The organism is Duganella sp. 1224 (genome assembly GCF_013408245.1).
Taxonomy (GTDB): Bacteria; Pseudomonadota; Gammaproteobacteria; order Burkholderiales; family Burkholderiaceae_D; genus Rugamonas.
The window spans coordinates 318095-339537 of record NZ_JACBYS010000004.1 but is presented as its reverse complement, the minus strand read 5'-3'; the positions used below and the strand labels follow the sequence as shown (position 1 = coordinate 339537).

Annotated in this window: 14 protein-coding genes and 1 pseudogene; 9 read left to right on the top strand and 6 right to left on the bottom strand. The window is 66.8% G+C overall.

Translation table 11 applies throughout. From position 1 onward, the window contains the following. A pseudogene (locus tag FHW58_RS27600) lies at nucleotides 1-94 on the top strand (hydrolase); the annotation flags it as partial. 74 nt (nucleotides 95-168) lie between these two features. Here the strand turns inward: FHW58_RS27600 and FHW58_RS20075 are convergent. Continuing rightward, nucleotides 169-717 carry a hypothetical protein gene (locus FHW58_RS20075; protein WP_179674941.1) on the bottom strand — a complete coding sequence of 183 codons (549 nt, stop codon included), beginning with the start codon at nucleotides 715-717 and terminating at the stop codon, nucleotides 169-171. Further along, nucleotides 714-1136, bottom strand: a complete 423-nt coding sequence (locus tag FHW58_RS20070; RefSeq protein ID WP_179674940.1) for a CBS domain-containing protein — start codon at nucleotides 1134-1136, stop codon at nucleotides 714-716. Before FHW58_RS20070 ends, FHW58_RS20075 begins: the two co-directional genes overlap by 4 nt. Nucleotides 1137-1198: 62 nt before the next feature. On the opposite strand from FHW58_RS20070, the gene FHW58_RS20065 reads away from it, so the two are divergent. The 8 genes from FHW58_RS20065 (at nucleotide 1199) to FHW58_RS20030 (ending at nucleotide 10406) form a co-directional block, all read left to right on the top strand. Beyond that, nucleotides 1199-4039, top strand: coding sequence for a UDP-N-acetylglucosamine-peptide N-acetylglucosaminyltransferase (locus tag FHW58_RS20065; protein ID WP_179674939.1), 2841 nt, complete (start codon nucleotides 1199-1201; stop codon nucleotides 4037-4039). A 15-nt stretch (nucleotides 4040-4054) separates the two neighbouring features. Continuing rightward, nucleotides 4055-5038 (top strand): hypothetical protein, encoded by a 984-nt coding sequence (locus FHW58_RS20060; RefSeq protein ID WP_179674938.1) that lies wholly within the window; start codon nucleotides 4055-4057, stop codon nucleotides 5036-5038. A 115-nt stretch (nucleotides 5039-5153) separates the two neighbouring features. Next, on the top strand, nucleotides 5154-5915 hold the full coding sequence (locus tag FHW58_RS20055; protein WP_179674937.1) for a hypothetical protein: 762 nt from the start codon (nucleotides 5154-5156) through the stop codon (nucleotides 5913-5915). A gap of 11 nt (nucleotides 5916-5926) precedes the next feature. Continuing rightward, nucleotides 5927-6700 carry a glucose-1-phosphate cytidylyltransferase gene (gene rfbF / locus FHW58_RS20050; RefSeq protein WP_179674936.1) on the top strand — a complete coding sequence of 258 codons (774 nt, stop codon included), beginning with the start codon at nucleotides 5927-5929 and terminating at the stop codon, nucleotides 6698-6700. Continuing rightward, complete coding sequence (gene rfbG / locus FHW58_RS20045) at nucleotides 6700-7800, top strand: CDP-glucose 4,6-dehydratase (protein WP_179674935.1); 1101 nt, start codon at nucleotides 6700-6702, stop codon at nucleotides 7798-7800. The genes rfbF and rfbG overlap by 1 nt, the downstream gene beginning before the upstream one ends. Beyond that, nucleotides 7788-8234 carry a dTDP-4-dehydrorhamnose 3,5-epimerase gene (locus FHW58_RS20040; RefSeq protein ID WP_179674934.1) on the top strand — a complete coding sequence of 149 codons (447 nt, stop codon included), beginning with the start codon at nucleotides 7788-7790 and terminating at the stop codon, nucleotides 8232-8234. Before rfbG ends, FHW58_RS20040 begins: the two co-directional genes overlap by 13 nt. Then, nucleotides 8231-9139 (top strand): sugar nucleotide-binding protein, encoded by a 909-nt coding sequence (locus FHW58_RS20035; RefSeq protein ID WP_179674933.1) that lies wholly within the window; start codon nucleotides 8231-8233, stop codon nucleotides 9137-9139. Before FHW58_RS20040 ends, FHW58_RS20035 begins: the two co-directional genes overlap by 4 nt. 10 nt (nucleotides 9140-9149) lie before the next feature. Further along, on the top strand, nucleotides 9150-10406 hold the full coding sequence (locus FHW58_RS20030; protein ID WP_179674932.1) for an NAD(P)/FAD-dependent oxidoreductase: 1257 nt from the start codon (nucleotides 9150-9152) through the stop codon (nucleotides 10404-10406). 95 nt (nucleotides 10407-10501) lie between these two features. Here FHW58_RS20030 and FHW58_RS20025 read toward each other — a convergent pair whose 3' ends face one another. From FHW58_RS20025 to FHW58_RS20010, 4 genes are all read right to left on the bottom strand, one after another. Then, the gene (locus FHW58_RS20025) at nucleotides 10502-11302 is read right to left on the bottom strand and encodes a glycosyltransferase family 2 protein (RefSeq protein ID WP_218892816.1); all 801 of its coding nucleotides are present in this window, start codon (nucleotides 11300-11302) and stop codon (nucleotides 10502-10504) included. Continuing rightward, nucleotides 11302-12672: an HlyD family type I secretion periplasmic adaptor subunit gene (locus FHW58_RS20020; RefSeq protein ID WP_179674931.1), complete on the bottom strand. Its 1371-nt coding sequence runs from the start codon at nucleotides 12670-12672 to the stop codon at nucleotides 11302-11304. The genes FHW58_RS20025 and FHW58_RS20020 overlap by 1 nt, the downstream gene beginning before the upstream one ends. Continuing rightward, nucleotides 12645-14795 (bottom strand): peptidase domain-containing ABC transporter, encoded by a 2151-nt coding sequence (locus FHW58_RS20015; protein ID WP_179674930.1) that lies wholly within the window; start codon nucleotides 14793-14795, stop codon nucleotides 12645-12647. Before FHW58_RS20015 ends, FHW58_RS20020 begins: the two co-directional genes overlap by 28 nt. Nucleotides 14796-14989: 194 nt before the next feature. Then, nucleotides 14990-21370: a heme utilization protein gene (locus tag FHW58_RS20010; protein WP_179674929.1), complete on the bottom strand. Its 6381-nt coding sequence runs from the start codon at nucleotides 21368-21370 to the stop codon at nucleotides 14990-14992. Nucleotides 21371-21443 lie beyond the last annotated feature (73 nt).

The window sequence follows — 21443 nt, the reverse complement described above, 5'->3', positions numbered from 1 at the left end:
CGAAACGGTGGCCACCTCGATCGCCCACGGCGGCGGCTACGGCCTGGGCCTGATCTACGCCAAAACCATGTTCAACGCCGCCGAAGGCCACTAAACCCACACCGGGGTCAGTGCCGACATTCGGACATTTGTCCGAATGTCGGCACTGACCCCGGTGTGGGCGGGGGGTTAGCCGCAGCTGTCGGCGTTGGAGAATTTGTTGGAGGTCGTCCAGCCCATCTTCCCGGCGTGATTCCTGACCAGCTTCCACCACGTCATCCGGGCCGCCTTGCCATCAACACCGGGCATGGCTGCCATATCCGGGCCGCTGCGGTAAACTTTGCCCCGATACCAATACAGGTACGCGCCTTCGCCCAGGGGCGCCAGCAAATATACGATGTCTCCCGCTTTCAGCGAAAGCTGCGGCGCGGCACTTTCCGGCAGATAGCCATCCCGCACCGGCCGGTTGACGCGGATGACACCGGCCTTTTCGGTGACAACCACGCCGGTCAACGCGTCGACATGCTCATGCGGCTTGAGCTGGAATGTAATCGGCGATAGCTCGCTGCGGCTTGCATGGACTGGCACCGCAGCTTCCGCCGTCCAATCCCGGTACGTGCAACACTCGAACGGACACACGCCCCAGTTGTCGAAGTTGGCCGGCGGCTGCTCCTGCGCCATTGCGGGCGAGAAGCCACACATCGCCAGGAGGAAGGTGGCCGCTAACGGTTTTTTCATGATTCTTCGTCCGAATGGCAGCTGCGCAGGTTGCGCAGGATGTCGCGCCAGCTGAGGATGCCCACCAGCCGGTCGTCGTCGCTCAGGATGGGAATGCAGGATATCGGGTGCTCGGTAAACAGGTCGATGGCCGCGTCCACCGTTGCATCCTCACGCAGAAACTTGGGCTTGCGCGACATGATCTGGTGCACCCGCTTGTTCAGCGTGGCCGTGTCCTTGTAGGTCTCCACGCTGGTGCCGATGTTCGGACTCAGCGCCTTGAACAGGTCGCGGTCCGATACCACGCCCAGCAGCTCGCCATTCTCCATCGCCAGCAGGTGGTGGAACTTGCTGTGGTCGAAAATCTCTTTAACCAGGGCAAGCGTGTCGTCCAGCCCCACGGTCACCACGTTGCGGCTCATGATGTGTTTAACCAGCATATTTTTCCTGCCTTGCGTCGTTGAAGATTGAATCCTAGTCGGATTCAGCCGACAATACCAGCATGAGCTCCAGCCATCCCAGCGATCAAGCGCAACTGCAGGAACTGAACCGGGCCCTGGCCGCCAACGAACTGGACCAGGCGGCCCGGGTGGCGTTTGCGCTGGCCAAACGCGGTGCCCTGCCCATCATGCAGCTGATCGGCCTGGCCGGGCTGATGGGCCACGCCGGCCAGGGCGCGCAGGCCGCCGAGCTGTATCACCTGTGGCTGCGCTGCACCGACTCGCCGCTGCTGTTTGCCGCCTGGTACAACCTGGGCGTGCTGCAGATCCAGGCCGACGAACAGCAGGAAGCCGAGCAGTCGTTGCGCGCCGCGCTGGCCATCAAGCCGGATTTCATCGACGCCCGCATGACGCTGGGCACATTGCAGGAGCGCCTGCGCCAGCACGAGGCGGCGCTGGCCACCTGGCGCGCGGCGCTGGCGCAGATCGATCCCGACCATCCCGCCAGCCGCCCGCAGCAGATCCAGGCGCTCAACAGCGTGGCCCGCGTGGCCGCGCTGCGCCGCCATTATCCGGAAGCCGAGGATGCCTGCGCGCGCAGCCTGCTGCTCGATCCGCGCCAGCCCGACATCGCCGCCCAGTGGATCAGCCTGCGCCAGCGCCAGTGCGCGTGGCCGGTGTGCGCGCCGCTGCCGGGCCTGGCCGAGGCCGAGCTGCGCGACAGCGCCTCGGCCGCCTCGATGCTGTGCCTGAGCGACGATCCGGCCGAGCAACTGGCCGCCGCCGGCCGCCATCCCGTCAACCGCGCCGCTCAGCCGGCGCCGCTGGCGGACGCGCATGGCTACCGCCACCGCAAGCTGCGCATCGGCTACCTGTCGTCCGACTTCAGCAGCCACGCCGCCGCCCGCCAGACGGCCGAGCTGTACGGCCTGCACCAGCGCGAGCAGTTTGACATCTACGGCTTCAGCTGGCACGAGGAGGACCGCAGCGGCCTGCGCGCCCGCGTGGCGCCGCAGATGGACCACCACATCCGCCTGACGGTGATGAGCGACCTGCAGGCCGCGCAAACCATCCGCGCTCACGAGATCGACATCCTGGTCGACCTGCACGGCCTCGGCGCCGATGGCCGTCCCGGCATCCTGGCGCACCGTCCCGCGCCGGTGCAGATCGCCTGGCTGGGCCATCCGGGCAGCAGCGCCATGCTGGCCGTCGACTACGTCCTGGCCGACGCCTTCGTGCTGCCGCCGGCGCTGGCGGCCAGCTTCAGCGAGCGACCGCTGTACCTGCCGGACTGCGCGCAGATCCACGACCGTCGCCGCGCCGTCGGCCCCGCGCCCAGCCGCGCCAGCTGCGGCCTGCCGGACCAGGCCTTCGTGTTCTGCAGCTTCAACAGCAGCCGCAGGCTGGCGCCGGCGCAGTTCGCCGCCTGGATGCGCATCCTCAAGCGCGTGCCGGACAGCGTGCTGTGGCTGGCCGCCGGCAGCGAGCCGCTGCGCGACAACCTGCGCGTGGCGGCGCTGCGCCATGGCGTCGCCAGCGAGCGGCTGGTGTTCGCGCCCAGCCAGCCGCAGGCCGATTATCTGGCCGCGCTGCAAAACGCCGACCTGTGCCTGGACGCCCATCCCCACAGCGGCGCCAGCGCCGTCGCCGACGCGCTGTGGGCCGGCGTGCCGGTGCTGACGCTTGCCGGCCACAGCTACGCGGCGCGCCTGGGCGGCAGCCTGCTGCACGCCATCGGCCTGCCGGAGCTGGTCACGCACAGCGAACGAAGCTACGAGAACAAGGCGGTGCGTCTGGCTGGCAATCCGCCACAGCTGGCCCGCCTGCGCCGCCGGCTGGCGAAAAACCGCAACCGCGCGCCGCTGTTCGACACCCCGCAGCGCGTGCGCGAGCTGGAGCGCCTGTACCTGCAGGTGGCGCGCGGCACGCTGGCGCAGGACACGCCAGCCGCGCCAGCCGCCAGCCCCGACCTCAGCCTGCCGCTGGTCAGCATCCTGATCCCCGCCGGCGACAGCGACACGCCGGACGCGCTGGAACACACGGTGCGCAGCGCGCTCGGCCAGCAGCACGGCCGCTGCGAGATCATCGTCAGCGACAGCGGCAGCCACGCTGGCGCCGAACGCCGCAAGCGCCGGCTGGCCGCGCTGCTGGCGGCCCATCCGCAGCTGCGCTACAACCGCGCGCCGGCGCTGGCCGCGCAGGACACCCTGGACCACTGCCTGGCGCTGTCGCTGGGCGCATACATCGCCGTGGCGCCGCCCGGCGACGTGCTCGAGCCCGACAAAATCAGCCGCATGCTGCAGTGCTACCGCGGCCATCCCGCCATTGGCCTGGTGGCCTGCTGGCGCCAGCCGCACGACGCCGCCGGCCAGCCGCTGCCCGGCGCGCCGCTGCTGGCGGTCGACACCGCCGTCGGCGGCGCCTCGCTGGCGGCGCTGCTGCTGACGCGCGACCACGGCGCCGGCGACGCGCTGTGCCAGCCGGCCGGCCTGCTGCTGCGGCGCGACCAGCTGGGCGCCGCCTTCGGCCATTACCAGGGCCGGCGCTACCGCCAGCTGGCCGGCGTGGCCACCGCACTGGCGGCACTGGCCGGCCACGACTGCGCCTACCTGCCGGCCGCGCTGAGCCGCTACGCGCCGGCCGGCACGCCGAACGCCACGCCGTCCGCCAGCGCCGCCGATACGCTCGACCTGGCGCTGGAACACCTGTATCTGTTGTATGAAGTCCACACCCGTACCCACTTCCTGCCCGACACGGCACAATTCAAGTCCCTGCTGGCCACCCGCCTGCGCGCGCTGAGCGCGCTGGTGCTGGAACAGCACGGGCCGCTGGCGGCCGATGCCGCGCGCGGCGAACAGGTACAACAAGCCCTGCAGCAAGGCTATGCCCTGCTGCTCAGTTAAACACGTCAGGAATCCATGTCCGCACAACCCAGCCTGCTGGCGCGCATCGCCGCCACCGAACGCCCCGATCTGATCGTCATGATCGGCTACGGCGACGAGCTCCCGGTCTACCGCAACGCCCGCGCGCTGTGGCAGTTCTACGCCGCCCACTTCCCGCACATCCACATCGTCTTCACGCGCTGGAGCGAGAAGCTGGCGCCGGGTGAAATCGTCCACGATGGCTACGACCTGCTGGTCGGCATCGGCGACAACATGGGCAAGGACATCGGCTACTCCACCAGGGGCGTGTGGTCGGGCAGCGAGAACGCCAAGTTCGTGTTCCGCCAGGTGCTGGTGCAGGACTACCTGCTGCGCACCCATCCGCGGCCCTTCTTCTTCCACCACCTGACGCTGACCTCGGTGGTGGACTTCCGCGCGCTCAACTTCGTGCTCGACCTGCTGCCGTCCAGCGGCTGCTACGCCGGCCCGATCGCGCGCCTGAACGCGCCGCCGGAGCTGGCCGGCCTGACCTTCACCAGCGGCGCCAGCACGCTGTTCTCGCGCGACGCGCTGGAGCGCATGCGCGAGCGCTACCACCCGGACCACGCCTACAACCAGCTGCCCAACGACGTGTGGCAGGCGGCGCTGCTGTACGACTACCAGCGCATCGCGCTGCCGACCTTCAACTTCAACCTTCCGCGCCCGCCGCGCGGCAACGACCCGGCGCTGGCCGACATCGCCCGCGAGCAGCTGGCCGCCGGCCACTTCCACTTCCGCGTCAAGACCGTGGCGCCACAGGACAGCGACGGCCGCCGCGAGGACGTCGACCCGTGGGTCATGCTGCGCCTGATGGAAGCCATCCTCGACCACGAGCCGTCGCGCGAGGCCACCGAATCGCTGGTGCGGCGCTACGCGGTGGCCATCAACGGCAGCGGCCAGCCGTTGGCCGCGCGCACCGCCGAGGCGATCTTCACCGGCCCGCGCGACATGCCGCTGCATGATGGCGAATTGCGCGCATAAACCCCGAATTGCGGGCCAAAACGCCCGCTGTACCGGCATAGGCAGTGCCGACTGAACGCGCTATAATCGATCGGCCCGCTAGAGCTGCCTGCCCCTTTTTCCGTCACGGATCAACATGACAACGCCCCTGTTTTTCTGCATCACCCACAAGCAGCCGGAGTGGCCCCTGCCGGACTTCCTGACCATGGTCGGCACCGGCGGCTACGTGCCCGAGCGCGGCATCGCGCTCAGCCAGCACTACCCGGACCTGGCTTTCCAGAACGAACACCTGGGCGAATTCGCCGCGCTGTTTGCCATCCGCCGCATGCTCGAAGGGCAGCCGCCCACCAGCCTGTTCGGCATTTGCCACTACCGCCGCTTCGCGCTGACGCAGCCGCTGGGCCAGATGCGCGGCTTTAACAGCTACGCCCATCCGAGCCTGCTGGCGCAGGCGCGGCCGGAACACTTCTTCGGCGAGGGCAACAAGATCATCGTGCCGTCGCTGGTCAATTTCGAAGGCAGCGTGCTGCGCCAGTACGCCGCCGTGGCGGAAGCGCGCGACATCCTGATGTACTTCGGCGCGGCGGTGGACGCCGGCGCGGTCGACCAGAACGCCGCCGCCGATTTCCTCAGCCAGAACAGCTTCATCCCGGCCTGCACCGCCGCCTACATTCCGGCCGGCTGGTTTGTCGACATCGTCACCCGCGTCGAACTGGCCACCCAACAATTCATGAAGACTGTGCACATCGAGCGCGAAGGCCAGCAGAAACGCAACGCCGGCTTCTGCGCCGAGCGCTTCCACTCCATGCTGCTGCAGCAATACCTGGACCAGTATGGCTGGGACAACGTGATCTCCACGCCCATGACCATGCTGACCGACGACGGCGCACGCCACTAAAGGACCCTCCCATGAAAGCAGTGATACTGGCCGGCGGCCTGGGCAGCCGAATCAGCGAAGAAACCACCCTCAAGCCGAAACCGATGGTCGAGATCGGCGGCAAGCCGGTGCTATGGCACATCATGAAGATCTACTCGCACTACGGCATCAACGACTTCGTGATCTGCTGCGGCTACAAGGGCTACGTCATCAAGGAGTACTTCGCCAACTACTTCCTGCACATGTCCGACATCACCTTCGACATGCGCAACAATGAAATGAAGGTGCACCAGCAGTACGCCGAGCCGTGGAAGGTGACGCTGGTCGACACCGGCGAAAACTCGATGACCGGGGGCCGCCTGCGCCGCGTCAAGGACTACGTCAAGGACGAGGAGGACTTCTGCTTCACCTACGGCGACGGCGTGTCCGACGTCGACATCACCAAGGTGATCGAGTTCCACCGCGCCGCCGGCGTTGACGCCACGCTGACCGCCACCTACCCGCCCGGCCGCTTCGGCGCGCTGGACATCCAGAATGGCCGCGTCGGCTCGTTCAAGGAAAAGCCGAAGGGCGACGGCGGCATGATCAACGGCGGCTTCTTCGTGCTGAAACCCAAGGTGATCGACCTGATCGCCGGCGACGACACCACCTGGGAGCGCGAACCGCTGGAGCAGCTGTCGACCAGCGGCCAGCTGGCGGCCTACCAGCACGAAGGCTTCTGGCAGCCGATGGACACGCTGCGCGACAAAACCCATCTGGAATCCCTGTGGCAGAGCGGCCAGGCGCCGTGGAAAGTGTGGAGCTGATGTTTGGACAAATTTACGCCGGCAAGCGCGTACTCGTTACCGGTCACACCGGCTTTAAAGGCTCGTGGCTGACCACCTGGCTGCTGAAGCTGGGCGCCACCGTGGCCGGCCTGTCGGACTGTATTCCGACCGAACCGTCGATGTTCGACAAGACCGGCCTGGCCAACAATATCGAACACCACCTGGGCGACGTGCGCGACCTCGCCACCGTGCGCAAGGTGATCGAGGACTTCCAGCCGGACTTCGTGTTCCACCTGGCGGCGCAAGCCATCGTCTCGACCTCGTATGCCGATCCGCTGGGCACCATCAGCACCAACGTCATCGGCACCGCCAACGTGCTGGAGGCGCTGCGCCTGGTCAACCCGGAATGCATCGCGGTGATGATCACCTCGGACAAGTGCTACGAGAACGTCGAGTGGGTGTGGGGCTACAAGGAAACCGACCACCTCGGCGGGCGCGACATCTACAGCGGCTCCAAGGGCGCGGCGGAAGTCATCATCCACTCGTACGTGGAATCCTTCTTCCGCTCCGAGAACTGCAAGGTGCGCGTGGCCACCGGCCGCGCCGGCAACGTCATCGGCGGCGGCGACTGGGCGCGCGACCGCATCGTGGTCGACTGCATGCGCGGCTGGTCGGAAGGCAAGCCGGTCGAGATCCGCAGCCCGTCCGCCACGCGGCCGTGGCAGCACGTGCTGGAACCGCTGAGCGGCTACCTGACGCTGGGCGCGGCGCTGGCGCGCGATCCCAAGCTGCACGGCGAGTCGTTCAACTTCGGCCCGCGCGCGGAACAGAACCGCACTGTGCTGGAACTGCTGGAAGACCTGAGCAAGGCCTGGCACTTCAAGTCGCTGGACGACGCCTACCGCGTCACCGCCAACATCCCGTTCCATGAAGCCGGGTTGTTGAAACTGAACTGCGACAAGGCGCTGTTCCACATGAAGTGGGAAGCCAACCTGCAATACCACGAGCTGGTCGACTTCGTCAGCGACTGGTACTACAAGTACTACCGCGAATCGGCCGACATGTACGCCCTGACGCAGGCGCAGATCGGCGCCTACGAGGAACGCGCCCGCCAGCGCGGCCTGGTATGGACGCGCTGACGCCGCCCTTCCTGACGCCGCTGCGCCGCATCGCCCATCCGCTGGGTGATATCCAGCACGGCATCAAGGCGGTGGACGAGGGCTACGCCGGCTTTGGCGAAGCCTATTTCACGCGCGTGCAGCCGGGCGCCGTCAAGGGCTGGAAGCGCCACAGCCGCATGCAGCTGAACCTGATGGTGCCGTGCGGCGCCGTGCGCTTCTACGTGCGCGACGACAGCGGCGCGAACAAGTTCTCCTTCCTGCTGGGCGACGAGCCGGGCGCGGTGCAAGGCACGCAGTACGCGCGACTGACGGTGCCGCCTGGCTGGTGGGTGGCGTTTGAAGGCGTGGGCCAGCAACTGAACCAGGTGCTCAACGTGGCCAGCATCGCCCACGATCCGCAGGAAGCCACCAACGTCGACCTGTCGACCTTCCCGCTGGAGGCGCAGGCATGAAGCTGCTGCTGACCGGCGCCGGCGGCCTGCTGGGCAGCGCCGTCATCGCCGCCGCCGCGGCGCGTGGCGACACCTGCCAGGCGCTGGCGCGGCCGGCGCTGGGCGCCTGCAGCGCGCCCGATCCGGGCCACGCGCCCGGCTGCGGCGCCATCACTGCGGCGCAACTGGCCGAGCGCCTGCGCGGCTACGACCTGCTGCTGCACGCCGCCGCCAACACCAATGTCGAGCAGTGCGAAACCGACCCGGACGGCTGCTACCGCGACAACTTCCTGCTGACCGAACTGCTGGCGCAAGCGGCCGCCATCGCCGGTGTGCGCATGCTGTTCGTCTCCAGCACCGGCCTGTATGGCACCGGCAGCGACGCGCCCTACCATGAGTACGACGCCGCCGCACCGACCACGCACCACCACCGCAGCAAGCTGCTGGGCGAACAGGCGGTGCTGGCGGCCGCGCGCGACAACCTGGTGGTGCGCACCGGCTGGCTGTTCGGCGGTGCGCCGGCGACGGCCAAGAATTTCGTGGCGCGCCGCATCGACGAGGCGCGCAAGGCCGCCGCCGAGGGCCGCCACATCGAATCCAACGCCGAGCAGCGCGGCGTGCCGTGCTGGAACCGCGACGTCGCCATGCGCATGCTGGACCTGGCGGCGGCCGGCGTCACCGGCGTGGTCAACTGCGTCAACAGCGGCAACGCCTCGCGCTACGAGTACGTGCGCGCCGTGGTGGAACTGAGCGGCGCCGGCGTCGAGGTGCGGCCGTCGAGCGCGGCCGGCTTCAACCGCAAGGCGAACGTCTCGCCGAACGAGATGGCCGACAACTGGAAAATGCGCATGCTGGGCTGGCCCGACATGCCGGACTGGCGCGCCAGCCTGACAACCTATCTGCGCACCGAGCTGGCAGACTACTGAGCAAACACTTATGGAACAACTGGATGTGGTGATCCTGGGAGGCGGCGTCGCCGGCCTGGGCGCCGCGCTGAAAGCCCGCGAAACCGGCCGCCAGGCGGTGATCTTTGAAGCCCGCGACAGCGCCGGCGGACTGCTGGACAACTTCACCATCGACGGCTTCCGCTTCGACCATGCGGTGCACCTGAGCTTTGCCAGCGAGGAGAAGGTGCGCGCCATCTTCGACCGCACGCCATACATCACCCATCCGTCGGACTCGTACTGCTTCGACCAGGACCGCTGGCTCAAGCACCCGGTGCAGAACAACCTGGCGCCGCTGGACGCCAATGACAAGGTGGCCTTGATCAAATCCTTCCTCGCCCGGCCGTCCGACCTGGCTGGCGACGATTATGAAAGCTGGCTGCGCCACCAGTACGGCGACGGCATCGCCGAGCGCTATCCGATCCGCTACACGCAGAAGTACTGGGCCACGCCGGCCAGCGCGCTGTCGACCACGTGGATCGGCCAGCGCATGCGCCGCGCCGAGCTGGACGAGATCCTGTATGGCGCCATGACCACCGAGACGCCCAACACCTACTACACCAAGGAGATGCGCTATCCGCAGCAGGGCGGCTACAAGGCCTTCATCGCGCCGCTGATTGCCGACAGCACGATGCGCCTCGGCCACCGCGCCACCGCCATCGATACGGCGCAGCGCACGGTGACGTTTGCCAATGGCGTGACGGTGGGCTATCAGAAGTTGGTCAGCACCTTGCCGCTGCCGGTGCTGGCGCGCATTGCCGATGCGCCGGCCGAGGTGGCGGCAGCGGCGTCGCAATTGAAGGCCACCGCTATCGATCTGGTGTCGGTCGGCTTCAGCAAGCCCATCATCAAGGATCTGTGGTTCTATATTTACGATGAGGATATTCTGGCCAGCCGAGCGTATTCGCCATCGGTGAAGTCGCCGGAGAATGCGCCGGAAGGCTGCAGCTCGTTGCAGTTTGAGATTTACAGTCGTGGCGAGCAGTCGCAGTACAGCAAGGAAGAAGTGATCGCCAATACCCGCGCGGCGCTGGTCAAGATGGGCATTGGTGAGCCGGACGACGTGCTGTTTGTCGACCATCGCGTGCTGCCGTTCGGGAATGTGATTTTTGACCTCGGCATGGAGGCCAGGCGCCGGACAGTGCTGGATTGGGCTGCCGCCGCCGGCATTGCCAGCTGCGGGCGTTTCGGGTCGTGGGACTATCTGTGGTCCAACCAGAGCCTGCTGAGCGGTTACAACGCCTTCTAACCGCTGTCGTCCCGGCGAACGCGGGCGGTCCGCCGCTGCGGCCCATAGAACGCTGGCTCAGCATGGATTCCGGCTTCCGCCGGAATGACGGGGCATCAGAAGTTGGTGAGATCCATCACCACACCTGCGCCGGCCATCAAGGCCTGGCGCGCCAGCCGGGTTTGCATGTTCGGCGCCGGATGCTTGCGGTACAACTGCAGCATCACCTCAACAATCTTGTCATCGCGCGAATTCCCGCGCCGCATATTCTCCGGCGCCGTGGCCGCGCTCTTGTGGATCACCACGCCATCGGTATCGAAGTGCACCAGTTGGCGGCCGTGCATCGCGGCCAGCAGGAAATCCCAATCCTCGTAGATGATCAGATCCGTCTCGTTGCGCACGCCCTGCAGCACGTCGTGGCGATAGGCGATGCAACTGTTCGGAATCCGGTTGCGAATATAGACGCTGTCAAACGTCACATCCGCAATCGACACCTTCTGCCCGCCCGGCAGCAGCTTGGGCGGGAACTCGGTGCGGTCCTCGTTCTGGATCTGGAAGTCATGGAACAGCAGCTCCGGCTTGTCCCGCTCCAGCCGCGCCTTCAACTTCGCCAGATGATCCGGGCGATAGGTATCGTCATCGTCAAGGAACAGGATGTACTCGCCATCGGCCAGCGCCAGGCCCATATTGCGGCTGGCGGCAGGCCCCGGCACGCCGGTCGAGCGCAATACGTAGTCGAAACGCTTGTCCAGCTGCGACAGCTGCTGGTACGGCGGCAAATAGCCCGGCGTGTCCGACACCACCACCACCTTGAAATCCTGGCAGGTCTGGGCGATCAGCGATTCCAGCGTGCGCGTCAGCAGCAGCGGCCGGTCATGGGTAGGAATGATGATGGTGAACACGGGCGACAACTCCATTAAGGTTCGCGGATCGATTCGTCCAGCGCGCGGGTCAGCGGGAACAGCAGGTAGGACATCACCGTGCGGTGGCCCACCACGATCTCCGCCGTCACCGTCATGCCCGGCAGCAGACGGGCGTCGCCCGGCAGCTTGCGCAGCTTGCCGCTGAACGGAATGCGGCTCAGGTAATACGCATCCAGCCCGCCGCCGCTTTTCTCATTGGTGTCGCGCTTGAACGAGTCCTGGCTGATGAAACGCACCTTGCCCTCCAGCATGCCATGCTCCTGGAACGAGAACGCGTCCACCTTGATGTGCGCCTGCGCGCCGGTCTTGATGTAGCCGACGTCCTGCGAATCGATCTGCACTTCCGCCTCCAGCTCCGAACCGAGCGGCACCAGCGTGAACATCGGCTCGGCCTCGCGCACCACCGAGCCGATCGACAGCTTGCCGATCTCCAGCACCACGCCATCCGACGGCGCCACCAGTTGCACCTTCTTGGCGCGCATGTCGGCCTTGGTCAGCTGCTCGTTGATGCTGTCGCGCTCGCGGCTGGCGCTCAGCAGGTCTTCCATCGACTTCTGCCGCCAGCTTTTCTCGAACGCTGCCCGCTCCGACTCGGCCGATGCCAGCTCGCGCGCCATCTCGACCGCCTTGTTGCGTTGCAGGTCCATGTCGCGCTCGACTTCAAGACGGCGGTCGCGCGCTTCCAGCAGGTGCATCTTGGCGCCGAACTGCTCGGCCATCAGCTGCTCCTGCATCGCTTCCACCTCGCGCAGCGACTTCACCCGCTGCGCCAGGATCGCCTGGTCGTGCTTGTTGGTTTCCAGGCCGGCGCGCAGGCGGGCGATGTTCTCGTCCATCTTGCTCTTCTGCGCCTGGTAGTTGGCCTTGCGCTCGCTCGACAACTGCGCCTGCAGCTGGGCGTCGTCGGCATAACCGCCGGTGGCGGTGCTGGCGCCCGGCTTGCCGGACAGCTCGGCGCGCAGGCCGGCCGCCTGCGTGTCCAGCGACTGCAGGCGCACCCGCAGCTGGGTTTCATCGGCGGCGGTGAAGGTCGGGTCCAGCGTGGCCAGCACCTGGCCCTTCTTGACGATCTGGCCCACCCGCACGTTGATGGTCTGGATGATGGACGTCTCCAGCGGCTGCACCACGATGTTCGGCAGCGGGTTGACCAGCTTGCCGTGGGCGATGACGATCTTCTCCACCGGCGACACGCAGGCCCAGATGATGAACAGCACAAACGCCAGCAGCAGCGTATGCAGCGTCAGGCGCACGAACCTCGGCAGCGGGCCGCGCTCGATGGCGTCGGCGTCCGGCAGGAACTCGATCTCGGTCTCGTCCTTCTTGCCGCGCTTGAAGTTTAAAGGTGACTTGTTTGCTGGTTCCATAAGTGCTGGTAGGTTTCGCTACGGGTGAGCAGTTCTTCGTGACGGCCGGAATCGACCAGCGTGCCCTGGTGCATGACCATGATGCGGTCGGCGTCCACCAGGGTCGACAGGCGGTGCGAAATCATCACCACCGTGCGGCCGACGGCGATCTTCGACAGGTTGTTGATGAAGATGGCTTCCGATTCCGGGTCCAGCGCCGACGCCGCCTCGTCCAGGATCAGGATGCGTGGCCGCGACACCAGCGTGCGCGCGATCGACAGCCGCTGCTTCTGGCCGCCGGACAGGTTGGTGGCGTTCTCTTCCAGCACGGTGTCGTAGCCCTGCGGCAGGCGCTCGATGAATTCGTCGGCGCCGGCGGCCTGCGCGGCCGCCACCAGTTCTTCAAAGGTCGCGTCCGGCTTGGTCACCGCCAGGTTCTCGCGCACGGTGCCGCGGAACAGGAAGTTCTCCTGCAACACCACGCCGATCTGGCGCCGCAGGTGCGACAGCTCGATCTCGCGGGCGTCGATGCCGTCAAAGCGCACCAGGCCCTCCTGCAGCGGATACAGGCCCTGGATCAGCTTGGTCAGCGTGGTCTTGCCCGAGCCGGAACGGCCGACGATGCCAACCACCTGGCCCTGCTCGATGGTGAACGAGGCCTTGTTCAGCGCCAGGTTCTGCGCGCCCGGATAGCGGAACACCACGTTGTCGAACTTGATCTCGCCCTGCAACACCGGGCGCAGGCCGTTGGCGCCGGGGCGGCCTTCCGGCGCGCGGTTCATCACCTCGCCCAGCATGCGCACCGACAGCGCGGTTTCCTGGTATTCGTTGACCAGGCCGACGATGGAAATCAGCGGCTGCGTCACGCGGCCGGACAGCATCTGGAAGGCGATCAGCGCGCCGACCGACAGCGTGCTGTCGAACACGTCGGCGGCGCCGACGATGATCAGGGTCACCGGCAGCAGCTTGCCGAGGAAGTCGGTCAGCGAGTTGCCGGCGATGGAAATCTGGCCGACGCGGAAGTGCATGGTGATGGCCTCGGCCGAGCGCTGGTCCCACACGCGGCGCTGCGACGGCTCGATCGCCAGCGCCTTTACCGTGCGCATGCCGTGGATGGTTTCCACCAGCATGCCCTGGCGCTGGCCCTCGGCGGTGTACAGCGCGTTCAGGCGGCGCTGGAAGGTCGGCACCATGGCCAGCACGATGCCGCCGATCAGGCCGGCGAACAGCAGCACGATCAGCGTCAGCTTGAACGAGTAGCTGAACAGGATGGGGATGAACACCACCAGCGCGATCAGGTCCAGGCCGGTCATGAACAGGCGGCCGGTGAGGAAGTTGCGGATCTTTTCCAGCTGCTGCATGTGGCGCGTGACCACGCCGGCGCTGGTGGTTTCAAAGAAGTCGATCGGCAGCGACAGCAGGTGGGCGAACACGCGCCGGGTCAGGCGCATGTCGATCTTGTTGGACGCGGCCAGCGTCAGCGTCTGGCGCAGGAAGCCGAAGGTGGAGTCGAACACCAGCGCCATGACGATGCCCACGCCCAGCACCTGCAGCGTGGTCACGCTCTGGTGCGTCAGCACCTTGTCGATCACCAGCTGGAAGAAGATCGGCGAGGCCAGCGCCAGCAACTGCATGGCGATGGCGGCGATGAAGATGTCGCGGAAGGCCGCCTTCTGCTTGAGGATTTCGGGAATGAACCAGCGCAGGCCGAACGGCTGGTTGGGGTCGCTCAGCTTGTGCTGGCGTTTGACGAAGAACACCTCGCCGGCCCAGCGTTTCTCGAACTCGCTGCGCGCCACCAGCACCACCTGGGCGTTGGCCGCCGCCGGATTCAGCACCGCCGCATGGTCTTCGCCGCCGTTCTCGCCCGGCTTGACGCCCACCACGATGATCATGTTGCCGTCGACCAGGCGCGCCATCAGCGGGAACACGCCGCCCTGCGCCATCAGGCGCGACCAGGTCAGCTGGTCGACCTTGGCTTTCAGGCCGATTTCCGAGGCGATGCGCAGCAGCGCGCCAGTGGTGGGTTCCTCCGCCCGCAAGGCATTCTCGTCGATGATGCGTTCCGGATTGATTTGCAGACCATGATGCTGCGCGATGGCAGTCAGGCACTGGATCGCGGTGTGGGGGAATTTATCTTGCATAGGCCCGTAAAGGAAAAAGCTTGCATTGGTGCACTATCGTGCCAGCCTTGGGATTCTAACCCAGCAACACGCTTACCGGCGCCTTTTCTGTTGTAGAAACACAAGCGGGTTTACCGCGCTGTTCCACCGCTCAAAAAAAAACGGCAAGGCCCGCGGGCCTTGCCGTTATTGACGCCAGCTAACTAGCGCGATGCTTACTTGGCAGCCAGGAAGCCTTGACCGTGGTTGCCGCCCAGCAGCGCTTTCAGACGCTGGGTGTCTTCGGTCGACGCCTGGTTGGACGCGGCGGTCAGCTTGTTGTCGTAGCTGCCGATCGCGCTGGCCAGGGCTGCCACTGCCGTGTTGTTGGCGGTAGGCATTTCCAGCTTGGTCGCGGCCGGTGCGCTGGACGCGGCGGTGAAGCTGGACAGCGCGGCCGACAGGCTGCTGACCGAGTTGCTCAGGTTCGACTGGCCGTTCACCGCGAACCAGACGTCGGCCGCGCCGTGGGTGGCGCCGTCGGCGGTCTCGTAGGTGGAGGTCAGGCCAACGGTGTTGCCGTTGTCCTTGGCGCCGCCCACTTTGACATCCAGGTTCAGCTTGGTGATGCCGAGGTCGCTCAGCGACTTCAGCTCGCCGGCCTGGCTGACGCCGTCGGCATTGCCGTCGACCCAGACCTGCAGCTTGCCGAAGGCGGCGTCCTTGGCGTCGATCACGCCGTCGCCGTTGGTATCCAGCTGCGCCAGCGCCTGGTAGCCGTTGTTGGCCTTGGTGCCGTCGGCCAGCGTGGTGCCAGTACCGAACAGTTCGCTACCATCGTTGATGCTGCCGTCACCGTTGCGGTCCAGAACCAGCAGGCCATCGCCACCGCCCACCCAGCCAGCTTGCTCCTTGGTGCCGTCGGCATTCAGGTCGAAGCTGACGCCGGCGTTGGACGACAGGGTGTTGATGCCGTTGTTGTTCAGGTCCAGCACGATCGGCGACAGGCCGTGGGTGGCGTTGAACAGCGCGTTGGCCTGGTCGGTGCTCATGGCCTGGATCTGGGTCGAGGTCAGGGCATTGCCTTGGGCCGAGCTCAGGTTCTTGATCTGGCCGGTGGTCAGCGCGACGATCTGGTCGGTGGTCAGTTTCACCAGCTGGGTGGTGGTCAGGGCCACGAACGACGAGGTCTTCATCGCTTGCAGGTCAGCCGTTTCCAGCGCCACGATGGCGTTGGTCGACAGGGCGCGCAGCTGCGCGGTGCTCAGCGCGTTGACCTGGTTGCTCGACAGGGCCACCACCTGGTCGGTGGTCAGCGCGGTGCTGATCGCCGAGGTGCTCAGGGCGGCCACCTGGTTGGTGCTCAGGGCCACGATCTGGTCGGTGGTCAGCGCGGCCACTTGCGTGGTGCGCAGGGCGGCCACGGCGGCGGTCTTCAGCGCGCCCAGGTCTTGCGTTTCGATCGCCGCGATGTCGGCGTTCGAGAAGGCCGATACCTGGGCGGTGGTCAGCGCGCCCACCTGGTTCGAGCTCAGGGCCACCACCTGGTCGGTGGTCAGGCCGTTGGCCACTTGCGAGGTGGTCAGCACGGCGATGCCGCTGGTCGACAGGCTGCTGATCTGGTCGGTGGTCAGCGACTTGATCTGGTTGGTGGTCAGTGCCGCCACAGCCGAGGTCTTCAACACGCCCAGGTCGTTGGTGGTCATGTTGGCGATCGCGGCGGTCGACAGGGCGACCACTTGCTGCGAGTTCAGCACGCTGGCCTGGGTGGTGCTCAGGGCGGCCACCTGGTCGCTGTTCAGCGCGCCGAAGGCGGCGGTGGTCAGCGCCACGGTCTGCGCGGTCGACAGCTTGCTCACCTGGTCGGTGGTCAGCGCGGTGATCTGCGCCGACTTCAGGGCAGCGATGCCGCCGGTGGTGATGCCGCCCAGATCCTGGGTTTCGATGGCGGCAACGCTGTTGGTCGACAGCGCGGCCACTTGCGCGGTGGTCATCGCGCCGAACTGCTGCGAGGTCAGGGCCACCACCTGGTCGGTGGTCAGGCCGCTGGCGATGGCGTTGGTGCTCAGCACGGCAACCTGGGCGGTGGCCAGGCCGTGCACCTGGTCGGTGGTCAGCGCCGCGACCTGCGAGGTGCTCAGGGCGGTGAACGACGACGATTTCAGCGCGGCCAGGTCGGCGGTCTGCATGGCGGCGATGTTGTCGGTGCTCAGGGCCACCACTTGCGCGCTGCTCAGGGCATTGGCTTCGGCGGTGGTCAGGGCCACGACCAGGTCGGTGGTCAGGGCCTTGATCTGGTTGGTGGTCAGGGCGGCCACGGCGGCGGTCTTCAGGGCGGCGAAGTCCTGGGTTTCCAGCGCGCCGATGGCGTTGGTCGACAGGCCAGCCACTTGCTGGGTGCTCAGCGCGCCCGCCTGGTTGGTGGTCAGCGCAACGATCTGATCGCTGTTCAGGCCGTTGATGCCGGCGGTGGTGAAGGCGACGATCTGGTTGGTCGACAGCGTGGCCACCTGGTCGGTGGTCAGCGCGCCGATCTGCGCCGATTTCAGGGCGGCGACGGCGGCGGTGCTGATGCCGACGATGTCCTGGGTCTCGATGGCAGCGATGTCGTTGGTCGAGAAGGCGCCGACTTGGGCGGTGCTCATCGCGGCGAACTGCTGCGAGGTCAGGGCCACCACCTGGTCGGTGGTCAGGCCGTTGGCGATGGCGTTGGTGCTCAGCGCAACGATCTGTGCGGTGGCCAGGCCGTGCACCTGGTCGGTGGTCAGGGCCGCCACTTGCGCGGTGCTCAGCGCGGCGAACGACGAGGTCTTCAGCGCGGCCAGGTCGGCGGTCTGCATGGCGGCGATGCTGTCGGTGCTCAGGGCCACCACTTGGGCGCTGCTCAGGGCGTTGGCTTCAGCGGTGGTCAGGGCCACGATCAGATCGGTGGTCAGGGCCTTGATCTGGTTGGTGGTCATGCCAGCGACCGCAGCGGTCTTCAGGGCGGCGAAGTCCTGGGTTTCCAGGGCGGCGATGGCGTTGGTCGACAGGCCAGCCACTTGCTGGGTGCTCAGCGCGCCCGCCTGGTTGGTGGTCAGCGCAACGATCTGGTCGGTGTTCAGGCCGCCGATGCCAGCGGTGGTGAAGGCGACGATCTGGTTGGTCGACAGCGTGGCGATCTGGTCGGTGGTCAGCGCGCCGATCTGGGCCGATTTCAGGGCGGCGACGGCGGCGGTGCTGATGCCGGCGATGTCCTGGGTTTCGATGGCGGCGATGTCATTGGTCGAGAACGCGCCGATCTGGGCGGTGCTCATGGCGGCCAGCTGCTGCGAGGTCAGCGCGACGACTTGATCGGTGGTCAGGCCGTTGGCGATGGCGTTGGTGCTCAGCGCAACGATCTGCTGGGTGGCCAGGCCGTGCACCTGGTCGGTGGTCAGCGCGGCCACTTGCGCGGTGGTCAGCGCAGCGAACGACGAGGTCTTCAGCGCGGCCAGGTCGGCGGTCTGCATGGCGGCGATGCTGTCGGTCGACAGGGCGGCCACTTGCGCGCTGCTCAGGGCGTTGGCTTCAGCGGTGGTCAGGGCCACGACCAGGTCGGTGGTCAGGGCCTTGATCTGGTTGGTGGTCATACCAGCCACAGCAGCGGTCTTCAGGGCAGCGAAGTCCTGGGTTTCCAGCGCGGCGATGGCGTTGGTCGACAGGCCGGCCACTTGCTGGGTGCTCAGCGCGCCCGCCTGGTTGGTGGTCAGCGCAACGATCTGGTCGGTATTCAGGCCGCCGATGCCAGCGGTGGTGAAGGCGACGATCTGGTTGGTCGACAGCGTGGCGATCTGGTCGGTGGTCAGCGCGCCGATCTGGGCCGATTTCAGGGCGGCGATGGCGGCGGTGCTGATGCCGGCGATGTCCTGGGTTTCGATGGCGGCGATGCTGTTGGTCGAGAACGCGCCGACTTGGGCGGTGCTCATGGCGGCCAGCTGCTGCGAGGTCAGCGCAACGACTTGATCGGTGGTCAGGCCGTTGGCGATGGCGTTGGTGCTCAGCGCAACGATCTGTGCGGTGGCCAGGCCATGCACCTGGTCGGTGGTCAGGGCCGCCACTTGCGCGGTGCTCAGCGCGGCGAACGACGAGGTCTTCAGCGCGGCCAGGTCGGCGGTCTGCATGGCGGCGATGCTGTCGGTCGACAGGGCGGCCACTTGCGCGCTGCTCAGGGCGTTGGCTTCAGCGGTGGTCAGGGCCACGATCAGATCGGTGGTCAGGGCCTTGATCTGGTTGGTGGTCATGCCAGCCACGGCGGCGGTCTTCAGCGCGGCGAAGTCCTGGGTTTCCAGCGCGGCGACGGCGTTGGTCGACAGGCCGGCCACTTGCTGGGTGCTCAGCGCGCCCGCCTGGTTGGTGGTCAGTGCAACGATCTGGTCGGTGGTCAGGCCAGCGACGCCAGCGGTGGTGAAGGCGACGATCTGGTTGGTCGACAGCGTGGCAACCTGGTCGGTGGTCAGCGCGCCGATCTGGGCCGATTTCAGGGCGGCGATGGCGGCGGTGCTGATGCCGGCGATGTCCTGGGTTTCGATGGCGGCGATGTCATTGGTCGAGAACGCGCCGATCTGGGCGGTGCTCATGGCGGCCAGCTGCTGCGAGGTCAGCGCGACGACTTGATCGGTGGTCAGGCCGTTGGCGATGGCGTTGGTGCTCAGCGCTACGATCTGCTGGGTGGCCAGGCCGTGCACCTGGTCGGTGGTCAGCGCGGCCACTTGCGCGGTGGTCAGCGCGGCGAACGACGAGGTCTTCAGCGCGGCCAGGTCGGCGGTCTGCATGGCGGCGATGTTGTCGGTCGACAGGGCGGCCACTTGCGCGCTGCTCAGGGCGTTGGCTTCAGCGGTGGTCAGGGCCACGACCAGGTCGGTGGTCAGGGCCTTGATCTGGTTGGTGGTCATGCCAGCGACCGCAGCGGTCTTCAGCGCGGCGAAGTCCTGGGTTTCCAGCGCGGCGATGGCGTTGGTCGACAGGCCGGCCACTTGCTGGGTGGTCAGCGCGCCCGCCTGGTTGGTGGTCAGCGCAACGATCTGGTCGGTGTTCAGGCCGGCGACGCCAGCGGTGGTGAAGGCGACGATCTGGTTGGTCGACAGCGTGGCGATCTGGTCGGTGGTCAGCGCGCCGATCTGGGCCGATTTCAGGGCGGCGACGGCGGCGGTGCTGATGCCGGCGATGTCCTGGGTTTCGATGGCGGCGATGTCATTGGTCGAGAACGCGCCGATCTGGGCGGTGCTCATGGCGGCCAGTTGCTGCGAGGTCAGCGCGACGACTTGATCGGTGGTCAGGCCGTTGGCGATGGCGTTGGTGCTCAGCGCAACGATCTGCTGGGTGCCCAGGCCGTGTACCTGGTCGGTGGTCAGCGCGGCCACTTGCGCGGTGGTCAGCGCGGCGAACGACGAGGTCTTCAGCGCGGCCAGGTCGGCGGTCTGCATGGCGGCGATGCTGTCGGTCGACAGGGCGGCCACTTGGGTGCTGGTCAGGGCGTTGGCTTCAGCGGTGGTCAGGGCAACGACCAGGTCGGTGGTCAGGGCCTTGATCTGGTTGGTGGTCAGGCCGGCCACAGCGGCGGTCTTCAGCGCGGCGAAGTCCTGGGTTTCCAGCGCGGCGATGGCGTTGGTCGACAGCGCAGCGACTTGCTGGGTGGTCAGCGCGCCCGCCTGGTTGGTGGTCAGCGCAACGATCTGGTCGGTGTTCAGGCCGCTGATGCCGGCGGTGGTGAAGGCCACCACCTGGTTGGTCGACAGCGTGGCAACCTGGTCGGTGGTCAGCGCGCCGATCTGCGCCGATTTCAGCGAGGCGATGCCGGCGGTGGTGATGCCGCCGATATCCTGGGTTTCGATGGCGGCGATGTCGTTGGTCGAGAACGCGCCCAGCTGGGCGGTGGTGAACGCGGCCAGCTGGTTCGAGCTCAGTGCGACGATCTGGTCGGTGGTCAGGCCGTTGGCGATGTTGGCGGTGCTCAGGGCCACCAGGGCGGCGGTGCTCAGGCTCTTGATCTGGTTGGTGCTCAGCGCGCCCACCTGGACCGAGGTCAGCGAGGAGATGGCGCTGGTTTTCAGGGCGTTCAGGTCATTGGTTTCCAGCGCGGCCAGCTGGTCGGTGCTCAGCGCGTTGACTTGCGCGGTCGACAGGGCGTTGGCGCCGGCGGTGCTCAGGGCCACCACCTGGTCGGTGGTCAGGGCCTTGACCTGGTTGACGCTCAGGCCGGCAACAGCGGCGGTTTTCAGGGCGGCGAAGTCCTGGGTTTCCAGCGCGGCGATGGCGTCGGTGCTCAGGGCGGCCACTTGCGACGAGGCCAGCGCGCCGGCCTGGTTGGTGGTCAGCGCCACGATCTGGTCGGTGCTCAGCACCTTGATCTGCGAGGTTTTCAGGCCGCCAACGGCGTTGGTGGTCAGCGCGGCCAGGTCAGCGGTGGTCAGGCCCGCCAGCGAATTGGTGGTGATGGCGCCGATCTGGTTCGAGTTCAGGATGGTCGCTTGCAGCGTGGTCAGCGCACCGATCTGGTCCGAGTTGAGGGACGCCATGTCCGCGGTGGTCAAGACACTGATGGATCGGGTGTCCAGGGCCGCAATCTGCTGCGTCGTATAGTCTGATGGGACTGGCATTTGTAATTCTCCTGAAAGGTGCGCTATCGATATCTATCATCAAAATCACCGAGACGACGGCCCTAGTTCGTCG

Bases quoted from the DNA above. Each gene is read 5' to 3' on its own strand.
- FHW58_RS20075 (WP_179674941.1), bottom strand. From the start codon at position 717: ATGAAAAAACCGTTAGCGGCCACCTTCCTCCTGGCGATGTGTGGCTTC.
- FHW58_RS20070 (WP_179674940.1), bottom strand. From the start codon at position 1,136: ATGCTGGTTAAACACATCATGAGCCGCAACGTGGTGACCGTGGGGCTG.
- FHW58_RS20065 (WP_179674939.1), top strand. From the start codon at position 1,199: ATGAGCTCCAGCCATCCCAGCGATCAAGCGCAACTGCAGGAACTGAAC.
- FHW58_RS20060 (WP_179674938.1), top strand. From the start codon at position 4,055: ATGTCCGCACAACCCAGCCTGCTGGCGCGCATCGCCGCCACCGAACGC.
- FHW58_RS20055 (WP_179674937.1), top strand. From the start codon at position 5,154: ATGACAACGCCCCTGTTTTTCTGCATCACCCACAAGCAGCCGGAGTGG.
- rfbF (WP_179674936.1), top strand. From the start codon at position 5,927: ATGAAAGCAGTGATACTGGCCGGCGGCCTGGGCAGCCGAATCAGCGAA.
- rfbG (WP_179674935.1), top strand. From the start codon at position 6,700: ATGTTTGGACAAATTTACGCCGGCAAGCGCGTACTCGTTACCGGTCAC.
- FHW58_RS20040 (WP_179674934.1), top strand. From the start codon at position 7,788: ATGGACGCGCTGACGCCGCCCTTCCTGACGCCGCTGCGCCGCATCGCC.
- FHW58_RS20035 (WP_179674933.1), top strand. From the start codon at position 8,231: ATGAAGCTGCTGCTGACCGGCGCCGGCGGCCTGCTGGGCAGCGCCGTC.
- FHW58_RS20030 (WP_179674932.1), top strand. From the start codon at position 9,150: ATGGAACAACTGGATGTGGTGATCCTGGGAGGCGGCGTCGCCGGCCTG.
- FHW58_RS20025 (WP_218892816.1), bottom strand. From the start codon at position 11,302: ATGGAGTTGTCGCCCGTGTTCACCATCATCATTCCTACCCATGACCGG.
- FHW58_RS20020 (WP_179674931.1), bottom strand. From the start codon at position 12,672: ATGGAACCAGCAAACAAGTCACCTTTAAACTTCAAGCGCGGCAAGAAG.
- FHW58_RS20015 (WP_179674930.1), bottom strand. From the start codon at position 14,795: ATGCAAGATAAATTCCCCCACACCGCGATCCAGTGCCTGACTGCCATC.
- FHW58_RS20010 (WP_179674929.1), bottom strand. From the start codon at position 21,370: ATGCCAGTCCCATCAGACTATACGACGCAGCAGATTGCGGCCCTGGAC.